This is a genomic window from Nocardia spongicola (assembly GCF_047200775.1).
GTDB lineage: Bacteria > Actinomycetota > Actinomycetes > Mycobacteriales > Mycobacteriaceae > Nocardia.
Genome location: NZ_JBJZOO010000005.1, coordinates 168,915 through 184,688 on the forward strand (window position 1 = coordinate 168,915; position 15,774 = coordinate 184,688).

Below are 15,774 nucleotides of genomic sequence, written 5' to 3' on the forward strand. Positions count from 1 at the left end.
CATGCACAGCACTCTCATCGTCGCGCGAATGGATCCCGCCTCCGATGCCGATGTCGCCGGGGCCTTCGCCGCTTTCGATCGCAGCGATATGCCCCATCTGATGGGGACACGACGACGCCAGCTGTTCCACTACCGCGGTTTGTACTTCCACCTCCAGGATTTCGACGCCGACCACGGTGAGGAGTCGATCGAGCGCGCCAAGAACGATCCGCGCTTCGTGGCGATCAGCGACGAACTGAAGTCGTTCATCCAGGCCTACGACCCCGCGACATGGCGGTCACCGGCCGATGCGATGGCGACCCGTTTCTACCACTGGGAAGCAGAGGGCCGATGAGCCGCCGTCGCATCGTCATCACCGGAGTCGGTGTCATCGCCCCCGGCGGGGTCGGCGCCGACAGTTTCTGGCAGCTCATCAGCTCCGGTCGCACCGCGACCAGGGCGATCTCGTTCTTCGACTCCTCGCAGTTCCGCTCCCGCGTCGCCGCCGAGATCGACTTCGACCCGCTCGCCCATGGGCTGAGCCCACGCGAGATCCGCCGGATGGACCGCGCCGCCCAACTGGTGGTCGCCGCTACTCGCGAAGCCGTGGCCGACAGCGGCATCGAACTCGCCGCGGCCGACCCGTTCCGCGTCGGCGTCTCTGTGGGCACCGCTGTGGGCGCGACCATGGGCCTGGAGCAGGAATATCAGGTGGTCAGCGATTCCGGTCGGGTCGAACTCGTGGAGCACGAGTACGCGGTGCCGCATCTGTACAACTACCTCGTCCCCAGTTCCTTCGCGGCCGAGGTCGCGTGGGCGACCGAGGCGCAGGGCCCGACCGCGGTGGTGTCGACCGGCTGCACCTCCGGCTTGGATTCGGTCGGCTACGCGGTGGATCTGATCCGCGAGGGCTCGGCGGATGTGATGCTCGCCGGTGCCTGCGACGCGCCCATCTCCCCCATCACCATGGCCTGTTTCGACGCGATCAAGGCGACAACCCCGCGCAACGACGATCCCGAACACGCCTCACGCCCCTTCGACGGCACCCGCAACGGCTTCGTACTCGGTGAGGGCGCCGCGATGTTGGTGTTGGAGGAACTGGACACGGCGCGCCGCCGCGGCGCCGAGATATACGCCGAAGTGGGCGGTTTCGCCTCACGCTGCAATGCCTTCCACATGACGGGCCTGCGCCCGGACGGCGCGGAGATGGCCGAGGCGATCAGCGTCGCGCTGGCCGAGGCCGAAACCGATCCGACCGAGATCGACTACATCAACGCGCACGGTTCCGGGACAAGGCAGAACGACCGGCACGAGACCGCGGCCTTCAAGAAGAGCCTGGGTGAACACGCCTACCGAACCCCGGTGAGTTCGATCAAATCCATGGTCGGGCATTCGCTCGGGGCCATCGGCTCGATCGAGATCGCGGCGTCGGTACTGGCGATGAAACACAATGTCGTGCCGCCGACCGCCAATCTGCATACCGCTGACCCCGAATGCGACCTCGACTACGTCCCGTTGATCGCGCGGGAGTGGCACACCGACACCGTGCTCACCGTCGGCAGCGGTTTCGGCGGATTCCAGACCGCGATGGTGCTGCGCAATCCGGACAGGAGGGCGGCATGACCGTGTCGGCAGTGGTAACAGGTATCGGTATCGCGGCACCGAACGGACTCGGCACCAACAGTTTCTGGGAGGCCACGTGCTCGGGCCACAGCGGGATCGGCACTGTCTCCCATTTCGACCCCACCCGCTATCCGGTCCGCCTCGCCGGTGAGGTGCCCGGATTCGAGGCCGCCGAGCACCTGCCGAGTCGGCTGCTGCCCCAGACCGACCGGATGACCCGGCTGGCGCTGGTCGCCACCGACTGGGCACTCGTCGATGCCGGAGTGAAAATCGAGGAACTCGACGACTACGACATGGGCGTGGTGACCGCGAGCTCCTCCGGCGGTTTCGAATTCGGGCAGAACGAATTACGCAAACTCTGGAGCCAGGGAAGCCATCACGTCAGCGCCTACCAGTCCTTCGCGTGGTTCTACGCGGTGAACACCGGTCAGATCTCGATTCGCAACGGTATGCGCGGGCCGAGCGGTGTCGTGGTAAGCGACCAAGCCGGTGGGCTGGACGCACTCGCCCAGGCCCGCAGGCAGATTCGCAAGGGCACCGGGCTGGTCGTCACCGGCGGGGTCGACGCGACGATCTGCCCGTGGGGCTGGGTCGCCCTGCTGGCAAGCAGCACGTTGAGCACCGAGGACGATCCGCTGCGGGCATACGTTCCCTTCGACAAGCAGGCATGCGGGCACGTGCCGGGCGAAGGCGGTGCCATTCTCATCATCGAGGACGCCGCGGAGGCCAGGGAACGCGGCGCGCATATCTACGGCGAGATCGCCGGCCACGGATCGACTTTCGATGCCAAGGACCGCGGCGGGCAGGAGACCGGATTGATCCGGGCCATCGAGATCGCCTTGGCCGACGCGGATACCACCGTCGACGATATCGATGTCGTCTTCGCCGACGCCGCGGCCGATCCCGCTCTCGACTACGCCGAAGCGACGGCGTTGCGCGCGATATTCGGCACCCGGTCCGTTCCGGTGACCGCGCCGAAGACCATGACCGGGCGGCTGTACTCCGGTGCGGGCGCACTCGATGTGGCGACCGCGCTGCTGTCGATTCAGGCGGAACTCATCCCCCCGACCGTCAATACCGAGCCCGATCCCGGCCTCGGCATCGACCTGGTCGTCGGCACCCCGCGCCGGGCCTGCGTGCGCACCGCGCTGGTCGTCGCGCGCGGCCACCATGGCTTCAACTCGGCCGTCGTCGTTCGAGCCGTCTAGGCGACACAAGCCAAAAAAGTTCGCTACCACCATGTTCGAAAGGACATAGCACATGAGTCACCCGAATACCTTCACCATCGAGGACCTGAGGCGAATCCTGCTCGCCGGTGCGGGCGCCGACGAGAACGTGGATCTGAACGGCGATATCCTCGATACCGAATTCGAACTCCTCGGCTACGAATCCCTCGCTTTGTTGGAGACCGGCAGCCGGATCGAGCGGGAATTCGGCATCTCCTTCGATGAATCCGTCCTCATGGACGTCAAAACCCCGCGCACGTTGATCGATGCGGTCAACGCACAGCTGGGCGGCAAAGCCCCGACACCGGCCGTCGCGCAGGCAACGGTCGAAACCAACGGACACAGCGAGGCCCCGCTGGCGCTCGTCTCCGGAGCCACCAGCGGGATCGGCCTGGCGATCGCGCGCACGCTGGCGAGCAACGGACACCGGGTGTTCATCGGCGCGCGCTCGGCCGAAAACGTGGCTGCCACGGTGAAGCAGCTCCTCGACGAGGGCTTCGACGTAGACGGCACGGCGACCGATGTGCGCTCGGGCGCGGATATCCGCTACTTCGTCGAGGCCGCGCGCAACCGGTACGGCACGGTCGACGTGCTGGTCAACAACGCCGGCCGCAGCGGAGGTGGCGTCACCGGCGAGATCAGCGACGAGTTGTGGGACGACGTCATGAACACCAACCTCAACAGCGTCTTCCGGCTGACCCGTGAGGTACTCGGCGCGGGTGGGATGCGAGCCAAGAGCCGGGGCCGGATCATCAATATCGCTTCGACCGCAGGCAAACAGGGCGTGGTGCTCGGTGCGCCGTATTCGGCCTCCAAACACGGTGTCGTCGGATTCACCAAGGCACTCGGCAACGAGCTCGCCGCCACCGGAATCACCGTCAACGCGGTCTGCCCCGGCTACGTCGAAACACCGATGGCACAGCGTGTCCGGCAAGGCTATGCCGCCGCCTACGACACCTCGGAAGAGGCCATCTTCGAGAAGTTCACCGCCAAGATCCCGCTCGGTCGCTACTCGACGCCGGAGGAGGTCGCGGGCCTGGTGAACTACCTGGTCACCGACTCCGCCGCCTCGATCACCGCGCAGGCCATCAACGTCTGTGGCGGCCTGGGCAACTTCTGATCCCGATACCAGAGAGGACCCATCATGCCCACGCAGTCCACACACGAAGTCGAGCACGGTATCGATATCGCGGCCTCCGCCGATGTCGTCTACGGGCTCATCGCCGATGTCACGAACTGGCCCCGGCTTTTCCCTCCGACAATCTTCGTCGACCTGATCGAAGACACCGGACGCGAACAAACGCTCCACATCTGGGCCACGGCCAACGGTGACGCCAAGTCCTGGACTTCGCGCCGCAGCTTGGACCCGGCCACTCGCCGCATCACCTTCCGACAGCAGGTGTCCACCCCGCCGGTGGCATCCATGGGCGGCACCTGGATAGTCGAGCCGATCTCGGCGGATAGCTCACACGTGCGGCTTCTCCACGATTACCGCGCCGTCGACGACGATCCGGCCGGACTCGCCTGGATCGCCGAGGCGGTCGACCGGAACTCCGACGCCGAACTCGCCGCGCTCGCGCACAGCGCGGAGCTGTCCACCGGCGCCGACGGCCTGCTCCTCGAATTCGAGGACACCGTCCGCATCGACGGTTCAGCACGGGACGCTTTCGATTTCATCAATGAGGCCCAGCTGTGGGACCAGAGACTGCCGCATGTATCCACCGTTCGGCTGCACGAGCCGACACCAGGCCTGCAAACCCTGGAGATGGACACCTACGCCAAGGACGGCTCGACACACACCACCAAATCTTTCCGAGTGTGCCAGCCGCACCAGCGCATCGCCTATAAGCAGACCACGCTGCCCGCACTGATGAGTGTGCACACCGGCCGGTGGACCTTCGACCAGAACGGATCGGAGACGATCGCGACCTCCCAGCACACTGTGGTCCTGCGCGAGGAGAACATCACGACGGTGCTCGGCGCCGACGCCGGTATCGCGCAGGCACGCGACTACGTGCGCACCGCACTGAGCACCAACAGTCTCGCGACCCTGAACCACGCCAAAGAGCACGCAGAACGCATCCACTGACGATGTCCAGGTTGCTGCGCACTCAAGTCGCCGTCGTCGGGGCAGGCCCGGTCGGTCTCACCCTGGCGGGGGAACTCGGTCTCGCGGGGATCGATGTGCTCGTGCTGGAGCGCCTCGCCGAGCCTGGCACGGAGTCACGCGCCTCGACTCTGCACGCCAGGACGATGGAGATGTTCGAGCTACGCGGACTGTTGGGCCGCTTCGGCGAGCTGCCGAACGAGCCGATGGGACATTTCGGGGGTATCCCGCTGCCCCTGACCGGGCCGGGACCGTATCCAGGACAGTGGAAGTCACCCCAGACCGAGACCGTCGCGGTCCTGCGCGAATGGGCAAGGGGGCTGGGGGCGCGGATACTCGACGCCCACGAGCTGCGCGGACTGTCACAGCACGATTCGGGTGTGCTCGCCACGGTATCCACACCCGAAGGACCGTGCACGGTCGAGGCCGATGCCGTCGTCGGCTGCGACGGTGAACACAGTACGGTGCGGCGGCTGGCCGGCATCCCGTTGCGCGGGCGGGCAGCCGACAAACAGATGCACCGGATGGACCTCACCGGCATCGACATACCCGGCCGACGGTTCCAACGGCTGCCCGGCGGGCTGGCCGTCGCGGCTCGACGCGGCGAAGTCACCCGGGTGATGGTGCACGAGTTCGGCGCCCGCCCCTCGGCCGACGGCACCGAACCGGGGTTCGCCGAGATTTGCGCGGTGTGGCGGCGGGTCACCGGCGAGGATATCGGGGCGGCGACACCGATCTGGGTCGACAGTTTCGGCAACGTCTCACGACAGGCCGAAAGCTACCGGTCCGGGCGGGTGCTGCTGGCGGGTGACGCGGCCCATCGACAGATGCCGGTCGGCGGGCAGGCGATGAACCTCGGTATCCAGGACGCGTTCAACCTCGGCTGGAAACTCGCCGCATATCTGCACGGATATGGCGGCGAGCCGCTGCTCGACAGCTATCACCGCGAACGGCACGCAGCCGGGGCGAAGGTGCTCGCCGATATCGAGGCACAGACCACCCTGCTGCTGGAAGGACCGCGGATCGAGCCGCTGCGCCAAGTGTTCACAGTACTGCTGGACCAGCGGGAGGTTCAGCATACGCTCGCGGCGGCGATCAGCGGTGTCGACCTCGACTACGCGGCACTGGATTCGGAGCATCCGCCTGCGGTGGCCTCCGCCACCAGGGTGGACCCGCGTTCGATCACGAGTGCGCGCGCACGCACGGCACTCCGCGCGGGTCTCGGCGTACTGCTCGACCGCTCCGAGGACGAGCACGCACACCAGCGGCTCGACAGCGCACTGCGTGGCTACCGCGACCGGATCGTTGTCGCCCGCGACACCGAGCGGCCCGCGGAATATCCGCTACGCCAACTCATCCGGCCCGACGGCTACGCCGCCTGGGCGACGGACGGAGCCGAGGAGTTGCCCGCACCGCATCTACTCGCCCACTGGTTCGGGCCGGAACGGGCACCCGTCGCGAACGGGCAGGTCCCGAACACCGACACACCACGAAAACACCTCAGTAAGAACATCTCTCGATCGGAGTACACAATGAACCGACTCGCAGGCAAGACCGCGCTCGTCACCGGCGCGGGCCGCAATATCGGACGGGCGATCGCCATTCGCCTCGCCGCGGACGGAGCACTTGTCGCGGTCCACTACAGCACCAGCAAGGACGAGGCCGCCGATACGGTCGCCGCCATCGAGAAGGATGGCGGTCGAGCATTCGCCATCCACGCCGAACTCGGCGAGCAGGCCGGTATCCACCAGCTGTTCTTCGAACTCGAGCAGGGTCTCAAACAGCGCACCGGCTCGACAGAGCTGAACATCGTGGTGAACAACGCTGGCGTCATGGGCGGGACGACGCCAGAAGAGACCACACCCGAACAATTCGACCGGCTGTTCGCGGTGAACGCGAAGGCACCGTTCTTCATCCTCCAGCGCGCCACTGCGCTGCTGAGTGACAACGCCCGAATCATCAACATCTCCTCGGGTCTGACCCGCGTCGCCAACCCCGCCGAAGTCGCCTACGCCATGACCAAGGGCGCGATCGAACAGCTGACCCTCCATATGGCCAAACACTTGGCGCAGCGCGGGATCACGGTCAACAGTGTGGCGCCGGGAATCACCCGTAACGACAATCCGGTCTTCGGTATCCCCAAGGTCGTCGAGCAGATGGCGGCGCTCTCGGCCTTCAACCGGGTCGGTGAGCCGAGCGATATCGCCGACACGGTGGCCTTCCTGGTTTCCGACGACGCGCGCTGGATCACCGGTTCGTGCCTGGACGCCAGCGGCGGAACGCTGCTGGGCTGACCGGCCCGCGGCAATCTCGCCGGACACCTCGGGAGGGAGGGTCGTTGCCCATCACATCCACGGAACACACACCGGGCGCCGGACCGCGCACACCATCGGCGCGCAGGCACGGGCTCGTGGCCTTCCTGGCCGCGAACATGCTGATCGACGCGCTCGAAGTTTCGATCATGATCGTCGCCATGCCGACGATCGCCGAAGATCTCGGCCTCAGCCGGACTACGGCGATCTGGACGATCACCGGATTCGCCACCGGATTCGCCGGCGCGCTGCTGCTGGGCGGACGTCTGGCCGCCCGGCTCGGCATGCGCCGGGTATATCTGGCCGCGCTGCTGGTCTTCGTCCTCGCGTCACTGCTAGGGGCGGCGGCCGACGATCCGGCTCTGCTCGCGGCGGCGCGCGCGCTCAAAGGCGCGTGCGCGGCGCTCACCGCGCCGTTGGGACTTGCGATCATCTCGACCGCGCTGCCACGGGGACGGGCGCGCGATATCGGCCTGTCGGTCTACACCCTCGCCGGTGGCGCCGGGTTCTCCGTGGGGTTGATCCTGGCAGGCGGGTTGACGCCGGTGGGGTGGCGGTGGACCTTCCTTGTCCCGGCGATCATCGGGGCCGTGGTCTTGATCGCGGGCGCCAGGCTCATCCCCCGCGAGGGTCGAGCGGCGCTCGGAGGCACGGCGGCGAAACCGCTCGGGGCAGTGAACGCGACGTTGTTCACCCTCGGCGTGGCGGCCTGTGTCCTGGCGATCACCACGGCCGCCGAGCGCGGGTGGCGCGATCGCATTCCCCTGACGTGCCTGGTGATCACCGCGCTGTCGGCGCTCGTTCTCGTCGTCGTCGAACGCAGGAGTTCGACCACGCTGTACCGCTCGCCGGTGCTCACCAACCGGACGCTGCTGGTCTCGATGGCAGGCGCGGCGGCCATGAACGGCACCAATCTGGCGCTGCTGCTCATCGTGACCATCCGCATGCAGTACGACCTGGGATGGGGTCCGCTGAGGACAGGACTCGCACTGCTGCCCGCGAGTATCCCCCTCGTGGTCGCCGCCCCGTCGGCGGGACCGCTGCTGCGGCGATTCCCGATGTCGGTGCTGGTCGCGATGGGTACAGCCAGTTCGGTCGCCGCCGCGCTGACCTTCATGTACCCCGCGGTCCCTGACCGCTACCTCACCGATGTATTGCCTGGAATGCTGCTGCTGGGCGCCGCGTTCGCCGCGGGCTTCGCCGCACTCAACGCCCAGGCCGTGTCCACCGTCGATCCGGCGCGCAGAGCCGCCGCCACCGGCCTCTACCAGACCGCGGTCCAACTGGCTGCGGCGATCGTGCCTGCCGCCGTCACCGCCGCCCTGGTCGTTGGCTACCGGCATGCCGTCGTACTCGCAGTCGTAGTCGCCCTGGCCGGTGTGCCCGCGGCCATCGCAGGCGTGCTGGCCAATACACGCAACCACGCTGAACACTCTCGCGTCGAAAAGTGAGCAACGCATGACTGTCGTCATCCATGAAAGCCCGCCGCAACCGACGCTACGGTCGCGGACCGCCGATCTGGCACTGCTCAAGGAGCAGGCGCGCAACGGACCGAGTCTCGCCGCGACCGAGCGCCAGCACGCCAAGGGCAAGCTGACCGCACGAGAACGCATCGACCTGCTGCTGGATCAGTGCAGCTTCGTCGAGGTCGAAGCGTTGCGGCGGCACCGAGCAAGCGGGTTCGGCCTCGAATCCAACCGCCCCTACACCGATGGTGTGATCACCGGCTGGGGCACGGTCTTCGGCCGCACAGTGTTCGTCTACGCCCATGATTTCCGGATCTTCGGCGGTGCGCTCGGCGAGGCGCACGCCGCCAAGATCCACAAGATCATGGACATGGCGGTGCAGGCGGGCGCACCGCTGGTATCGCTGAACGATGGTGCGGGCGCGCGCATCCAGGAAGGGGTGACGGCACTCGCGGGCTACGGCGGCATCTTCCAGCGCAATACCCGCGCATCCGGAGTGATCCCGCAGATCAGCGTGATGCTCGGACCGTGCGCGGGCGGTGCGGCCTACAGCCCGGCGCTGACCGATTTCGTGTTCATGGTCCAGCGCACATCCCAGATGTTCATCACCGGGCCCGATGTGGTGCGGACGGTCACCGGCGAGGTCATCACCCATGACGGACTCGGCGGCGCCGGCGTGCACTCCACGCGATCCGGTGTCGCGCACTTCCGCTACGACGACGAACGCGAATGCCTCGACGACGTCCGCTATCTGCTCTCGCTGCTGCCGTCGAACAACCACGAACTGCCACCACCCACCGAACCCGTCGAATCCATCGTCGACGATATCGCCGCACTCGTGCCCGACGATCCCGCGCACAGTTACGACATCAAGAAGGTCGTCGAGGCGATCGTCGACGACGGCGAATACCTCGAGGTGCACGCCGAATGGGCCACGAATATCGTCTGCGCGCTCGCCAGGATCGACGGGCAGGTGACCGGCATCGTCGCCAACCAGCCCGCCGTGCTCGCCGGCGTGCTCGACATCGACGCCAGCGAAAAGGCGGCCCGCTTCGTCCAGTTCTGCGATGCTTTCAACATCCCCCTGCTGACTCTGGTCGACGTGCCCGGCTTCCTGCCCGGTGTCGACCAGGAGCACAACGGCATCATCCGCCGCGGCGCCAAACTGCTCTACGCCTATTGCAACGCCACCGTGCCACGGGTCTCGCTGGTACTGCGCAAAGCCTATGGCGGCGCCTACATCGTGATGGACTCGCGCTCGATCGGCGCCGATATCGCCCTGGCGTGGCCGAGCAACGAGATCGCCGTCATGGGTGCGGACGGTGCGAGCAACATCATCTTCCGCCGCGAGATCGCCACCGCACTGGATCCCGACACAGTGCGCGAGCAAAAAGCCGAACAGTACCGAACCGAGCTCATGCATCCGTACTACGCCGCCGAACGCGGCCTGGTCGACGACGTCATCGAGCCGCGCCACACCCGCACCATCGTCGTCGACGCGCTGCGGATGCTACGGCACAAACACCTCGACACCATCGCCCGCAAACACGGAAATCCACCCCAGTAGCTCAGCATCCCCACCGATCACGGAGAACATCATGAGTTCCCAGCCCTTCCTCAGCATCCATTCCGGTCACCTCACCGCGACCGAACTCGCCGTACTCGTCACGGTGCTGCACATGCACCACAACGGATCTCAGAACACAAAGACCGATCCCGCCGCTTCCCGCGCACCACGGACCCGGCGCGCGGGTAATCCGCGCAGCTGGCGTGACCGGCCGCGGCGCTGATTATCGACCCGGAAGGGAAAACCATGTCCGACAAGCCGATCCGCCTTATCGTCATCTGCGCCAGTGTCCGCGAAGGACGCTTCGGTCCCACCGTCGCGCGGTGGTTCGCCGAATACGCTGCCCACAACGACCAACTGGAGGTCGACTATCTCGATCTCGCCGATTATCCGCTGCCCGCGCGGATCACCGAACATCCCGACGCACGGGATGCGGAAGTGCTCGGCGAGGTGTCCGCCAGACTCCTGCGGGCCGATGCCTTCGCCCTGGTCACCCCGGAGTACAACCACAGCTTCCCGGCCTCGCTCAAACATCTGATCGACTGGTGTCCAGAGGAATGGCGGGCCAAGCCAGTGGGATTGGTCTCCTACGGCGGGCTCGCCGGCGGGCTGCGCGCGGTCGAACAACTGCGCCAGGTGCTCGGCGAGGTGCACGCGGTCGCCTTGCGCGACACCGTCAGCTTCCACAATGCCTGGGACCGGTTCGATGCCACGGGGCAACCGACCGACGAAGCTGGAGCGAACGCGGCGGCCGACACCATGGTCGAGCACATCCTGTGGTGGGGTCGCGCGCTGCGGACAGCGCGCGACGAGACGCCCATGCATTGAATCCACCACACCGGAAGAGCACGAAGGCACATCGATATGTGCCTTGTGCTCGCACAAGCCATTTCAGATCCGAATACGCCGTCACGACGGCGGAACTCCTGCTGTCACGCTCACGCACCGATGGTCGATGCGGATACCGGAGGATATAGTGTTCCACACGCTTACGGCGTTCCACGAATGGTTCGCCGACCAGAACAGGAAAAACGATTACCGAGTCACGGTTACCCCGCTCGACGCACTCGACGGCTGGGGAACCGATGCGGAAACCGGAACGCTGCGCCACAACAGCGGGAAATTCTTCTCCGTGGAAGGCATCGCTGTCGACACCGACAACGGCGCCTCGTGGTCCCAGCCGATAATCAATCAGCCGGAAATCGGCATACTCGGCATCGCCGTCAAACGAGTCGGCTATTCCTATTACTGCCTGATGCAGGCGAAGATGGAGCCGGGAAATATCAACCTGATCCAGCTCTCGCCGACTGTGCAGGCGACCCGCAGCAACTACACCAGGGTGCATCGCGGCAACGCGGTCCCCTACCTGGAGCATTTCGTATCGCCCGCGCCCGGCAGCGTGGTCTTCGACTCGTTGCAGTCCGAGCAGGGCTCGTGGTTCCTCGGCAAGCGCAATCGAAACATGATCGTCGAGGTCCCGGACTGGTTGCCGCTGCGTGACAACTTCTGCTGGCTGAGTCTCGAACAACTCACCGAGCTGATCCGCATACCCAACCTCATCAATATGGATTCGCGAACGGTGTTTTCGGGTCTACCGTTCCTCGATCACGGCCACCGTGCGGCCGAGGCCGATATGCCCGAGCCGTCCGGCCCCGCCCGGCACCCCCTCGGCGCACTGCTGAGCTGGTTCACCGACGCGAAAGCACGGCATCGGCTCGCCCGGCGATCGGTGCCGCTGCGGAATCTGCCCGAATGGACCTATTCCCCCGGTCGCATCTACCGGCCCGACGGCAGGCATTTCACAGTTATCGGCGTCGACGTCCAAGCAGGCAACCGCGAGGTCGCCCACTGGGCACAACCCATGTTGCAGCCGGTCGGCCAGGGAGTGATCGCCTTTCTCGGACGCCATTTCGACGACCAGTTCCACATCCTGGTGCACGCGCGCACCGAGGCGGGCACGGCCGATGTCGTCGAGATGGGACCCACCGTCGCCTGCATCCCCGCCAGCTATCACGACGCCCCACACGCGAATCAACCACTGTTCCTCGACGTGGTCCAGCAGTCCGAGCCCGCCGACCGCCTGGTCGACGTCGTGCACTCGGAGGAGGGCGGCCGGTTCTACCAGGCCGAGAACCGCTATCTCGTCATCGACGCAGGCGACAGCGTGCCGCAGGAGGTACCCGCCGACTACTGCTGGATGACCGTCGCCCAGCTGACCGGATTCGTCCGGTTCGGCAATCACGTCAATGTCGCGGCACGCTGCCTGCTCAGCTGCATGGACGACGATATCGCGGAGAAAACGGTGGCAGCCCGATGATTATTTCCACACCGCCGCGCGCTCTCGTACTCGGCGCGACCGGCTTCGTCGGCAGGCATATCTGTACCGCGATGCGGGCCGACGGGTTCGAGACCGGCGAAGTCGCTCGCCGCCGCCCCGATATGCCGCCGGAAGGCCCGTTCACAACCCTGGATCTCGGCACTGCCGCACCGGAGACGATCGGCGAACTCATCGATTCGTATCGACCGGATGTCGTGGTCAACACCGTCGGCAGCATCTGGGGCCGGTCCGACGAACAGATGTGGTCGGCGGCAGCCGAACCCGTACGCAGGCTCATCGCCGCACTCGGCGGCTGTACGCACCGCCCATGGCTCGTGCACCTCGGCTCGGTCCTGGAGTACGGACCCATCGTCGAAGGGCAGCAGGCGGGCGCTGATCATAGCCTGGCCCGGCCTGCCAGCGCCTACGGCGAAGCGAAACTCGCCGCCACCGAAGCCGTGCTGGACGCGGTGGCCGCGGGGACAGTCGATGCGGTCGTATTGCGCATCGCGAATGTCACGGGTCCAGGCACGCCTGCGGTCAGCCTGCTCGGCATCGTGGCGCAGCGCCTGCTCGCGGCGGCGGACTCGGACACTCCGCCCGAGATCACCCTCGACGCGCTGGTGGCCCACCGCGACTACGTCGATGTCCGAGATGTCGCCGCCGCGGTCGTCGCCGCCGCGCGCGTACGCAGGCCAGGTGCCGTCTTCGATATCGGGCGCGGTGCGGCGATCAGCGTGCGCGAGCTGGTCACCATGCTCATCGCCGTGAGCGGTTCGGGGGCACGCCTCGTCGAGCGGGCACGCACACCGGATCCCGCCGCCTCGAACTGGACGAAGGTCGATATCGAACCCGCACGTCTCGAGCTGGGCTGGCGACCCGAAGTCTCGCTGCGGGAATCGGTCGAAGCCTTCTGGGACGAGATCCGCACTACTCGCGCGACGGCGCTGCCCGGCCACGCGCACACCGGATGAGTCCGACCCGCACCAGACACACCGCTGATCACCCCACGCCCGAAGGGAAGACCATGAAGATATTGTTCGCCGCGCACGCGAGTCACGCGACAGCCTTCGCGCTGGCGCCGCTGGCCCACGCCGCGAAGAGCCAGGGCCACCGAGTGGTCATGGCCGGTTCGCAGCAGACCGTGCCTGCCATCACCGCCTCCGGGCTTCCGGCCTTCGCCTGCACCGACCGACCGCTGTCCGAATTCATCCTGCTCGAACGCGACGGCACCCCCGTCGCCCCCGCCGACGGCGACGCGGGCATGATATTCAACGCGGGCCGGTTCTTCGGCAGATACGCCGCCACCACGCTGTCCGCGTTGACCGAACTATCCGAGCACTTCCGGCCCGATCTGGTGGTCGGCGGCAGCCTCTCATTCGCGGCACCGCTCTTGGCGGCGGCACTCGATGTCCCCTATGTCCGGCAGACCTGGGATATGTACGAGATAGCGCCGTACTTCGCCGGAGCCGAGCACGAACTCGCGCCCGAACTGGCTGCCGCAGGCCTGCGGGGACTGCCCACTCCCTGCATGACACTCGACGTGACCTTGCCCTCGCTGGCAACCCGCCACGACGACTCACCCCATCAACCCCTCCGTTTCGTCCCAGCCAATATTCAGACGGTCTTCGAGCCGTGGATGGTGCAACGGTCGGGCCGCCCGCGTGTGTGCGTGACCATGGGCAGCCGGGTACAGCTGGTCGATACCTACGACACCAGCTTCAAGAAGCTCTGCGACCTGATCACAGCACTGGCGGGGCTGGATGTGGAGATCCTCGTCGCCGCACCCGAGCGAGTAGCCGCACAGGTCGGCCCGCTGATCCCGGTGGGGCACGCGGGCTTCATCCCGCTCGACATCGTCGCGCCATCCTGCGATGTGGTGGTGCACCACGCAGGTGGCGTCAGCAGCCTGACCGCCCTCGATGCGGGTACGCCGCAGGTCATGCTGCCCGATGCCGAGATATGGGAACGCACCACCAAGCAGATCGAGGCATTGGGCGCGGGGGTTTCGGTCCCCCCGGGCGAAGCGGTGATCGAGCGCGCGGTCGCGGCCTGCCGGACCGTGCTCGAGGACAACTCGTTCCAGACCGCGGCGGGCAAACTCCGCGACGAGATCCGCTCGATGCCACACCCCTTCGAGCAGGTGGCCGCACTCGAGCTCGCCCGGCGAAATCACCGCTGATGCCGGAGACCCGCACGACCTCGCCACCGATAGGAATGTTCGCAGCAATACCGTAGGAGCGGCATCGTGAAAGGCATCATCCTGGCCGGAGGACACGGAACCCGGCTCTATCCGATCACCCTCGGAATATCCAAACAAATACTGCCCGTCTACGACAAACCGATGATCTATTATCCGTTGTCGGTCCTTATGCTGGCCGGCATCACCGATATCGTGATCATTTCCACGCCACGCGATCTGCCCGCATTCCAGCGCCTGCTCGGTGACGGCTCCGCGATCGGATTGTCGTTGAGCTATGCCGAACAAGCCGAACCCCGAGGCCTGGCCGACGCATTCCTGGTATCGCAGCACTATATCGGCGACGACTCCGTCATGCTCATTCTCGGCGATAATATCTTCCACGGCCCTGGTTTCAGCCTGATGCTGCAACACGCGGTCAAGGAAGTCGACGGATGTGTCCTGTTCGGATATCCGGTGCACAACCCGCAGCGCTACGGCGTCGCTGAGATCAACGGTGCGAACGAACTCGTCGATATCCAGGAAAAACCGGAAAAGCCACGGTCGAATATCGCGATAACCGGCCTCTACGTCTATTCCAACGATGTGGTCGACATCGCCGGGGAACTCCGGCCCTCGGCGCGCGGGGAATTGGAGATCACCGATCTCAACCGCGCCTATATCGCCCAGCGCCGCGCGGAACTGATCCAGCTCGGCCGCGGTTTCGTCTGGCTCGACACCGGAACCCACGAGAGCCTGATCGAGGCGGGCCAATACGTGGAGATCCTGGAGCGACGCCAGGGCGTACGGATCGCATGCATCGAGGAGATCGCCCTGCGCATGGGCTATATCGATGCGGAAACCTGCCATCAGCTCGGATATCGGCTCGGCACCTCACCCTACGGCCGCTACATCATGGACGTCGCGAGCGCCCGATGACCCGACACGGTGAAAGGAATCAGCTCATGTACAACTCCGGCACAGACCCGCTGAGGAGT

At 66.1% G+C, this 15,774-nt stretch carries 14 protein-coding genes; all 14 read left to right on the forward strand.

All coding sequences use genetic code 11. The features are described from left to right. Position 1: 1 nt before the first annotated feature. The 14 genes from ACL02S_RS12955 (at position 2) to rfbA (ending at position 15,715) form a co-directional block, all read left to right on the forward strand. Positions 2–334: a TcmI family type II polyketide cyclase gene (locus ACL02S_RS12955; protein ID WP_412802619.1), complete on the forward strand. Its 333-nt coding sequence runs from the start codon at positions 2–4 to the stop codon at positions 332–334. Further along, positions 331–1,602 carry a beta-ketoacyl-[acyl-carrier-protein] synthase family protein gene (locus tag ACL02S_RS12960; RefSeq protein WP_412802620.1) on the forward strand — a complete coding sequence of 424 codons (1,272 nt, stop codon included), beginning with the start codon at positions 331–333 and terminating at the stop codon, positions 1,600–1,602. Before ACL02S_RS12955 ends, ACL02S_RS12960 begins: the two co-directional genes overlap by 4 nt. After that, the gene (locus tag ACL02S_RS12965; RefSeq protein WP_412802621.1) at positions 1,599–2,810 is read left to right on the forward strand and encodes a ketosynthase chain-length factor; all 1,212 of its coding nucleotides are present in this window, start codon (positions 1,599–1,601) and stop codon (positions 2,808–2,810) included. Before ACL02S_RS12960 ends, ACL02S_RS12965 begins: the two co-directional genes overlap by 4 nt. A 52-nt stretch (positions 2,811–2,862) precedes the next feature. Then, positions 2,863–3,948, forward strand: a complete 1,086-nt coding sequence (locus ACL02S_RS12970) for an SDR family NAD(P)-dependent oxidoreductase (RefSeq protein ID WP_412802622.1) — start codon at positions 2,863–2,865, stop codon at positions 3,946–3,948. A gap of 24 nt (positions 3,949–3,972) precedes the next feature. Further along, positions 3,973–4,917 (forward strand): aromatase/cyclase, encoded by a 945-nt coding sequence (locus tag ACL02S_RS12975; RefSeq protein WP_412802623.1) that lies wholly within the window; start codon positions 3,973–3,975, stop codon positions 4,915–4,917. Between the two features lie 2 nt (positions 4,918–4,919). After that, entirely contained in the window at positions 4,920–7,229 is a 2,310-nt protein-coding gene (locus ACL02S_RS12980) for an SDR family oxidoreductase (RefSeq protein WP_412802624.1), read from the forward strand. 44 nt (positions 7,230–7,273) lie between these two features. Continuing rightward, the gene (locus ACL02S_RS12985) at positions 7,274–8,698 is read left to right on the forward strand and encodes an MFS transporter (RefSeq protein ID WP_412802625.1); all 1,425 of its coding nucleotides are present in this window, start codon (positions 7,274–7,276) and stop codon (positions 8,696–8,698) included. A 7-nt stretch (positions 8,699–8,705) separates the two neighbouring features. Beyond that, a complete protein-coding gene (locus tag ACL02S_RS12990; protein ID WP_412802626.1) occupies positions 8,706–10,280 on the forward strand; it encodes an acyl-CoA carboxylase subunit beta in 1,575 nt (524 codons plus the stop codon). Between the two features lie 31 nt (positions 10,281–10,311). Further along, positions 10,312–10,503, forward strand: a complete 192-nt coding sequence (locus ACL02S_RS12995) for an acyl-CoA carboxylase epsilon subunit (protein ID WP_412802627.1) — start codon at positions 10,312–10,314, stop codon at positions 10,501–10,503. A 23-nt stretch (positions 10,504–10,526) separates the two neighbouring features. After that, positions 10,527–11,108: an NADPH-dependent FMN reductase gene (locus ACL02S_RS13000; protein ID WP_412802628.1), complete on the forward strand. Its 582-nt coding sequence runs from the start codon at positions 10,527–10,529 to the stop codon at positions 11,106–11,108. A gap of 127 nt (positions 11,109–11,235) precedes the next feature. Then, positions 11,236–12,597 carry an NDP-hexose 2,3-dehydratase family protein gene (locus tag ACL02S_RS13005; RefSeq protein WP_412802629.1) on the forward strand — a complete coding sequence of 454 codons (1,362 nt, stop codon included), beginning with the start codon at positions 11,236–11,238 and terminating at the stop codon, positions 12,595–12,597. Continuing rightward, positions 12,594–13,571 carry an NAD-dependent epimerase/dehydratase family protein gene (locus tag ACL02S_RS13010; protein ID WP_412802630.1) on the forward strand — a complete coding sequence of 326 codons (978 nt, stop codon included), beginning with the start codon at positions 12,594–12,596 and terminating at the stop codon, positions 13,569–13,571. The genes ACL02S_RS13005 and ACL02S_RS13010 overlap by 4 nt, the downstream gene beginning before the upstream one ends. Before the next feature lie 53 nt (positions 13,572–13,624). Next, complete coding sequence (locus ACL02S_RS13015) at positions 13,625–14,779, forward strand: glycosyltransferase (RefSeq protein ID WP_412802631.1); 1,155 nt, start codon at positions 13,625–13,627, stop codon at positions 14,777–14,779. A 66-nt stretch (positions 14,780–14,845) separates the two neighbouring features. Beyond that, positions 14,846–15,715 carry a glucose-1-phosphate thymidylyltransferase RfbA gene (gene rfbA, locus ACL02S_RS13020; RefSeq protein WP_412802632.1) on the forward strand — a complete coding sequence of 290 codons (870 nt, stop codon included), beginning with the start codon at positions 14,846–14,848 and terminating at the stop codon, positions 15,713–15,715. Positions 15,716–15,774: the final 59 nt, after the last annotated feature.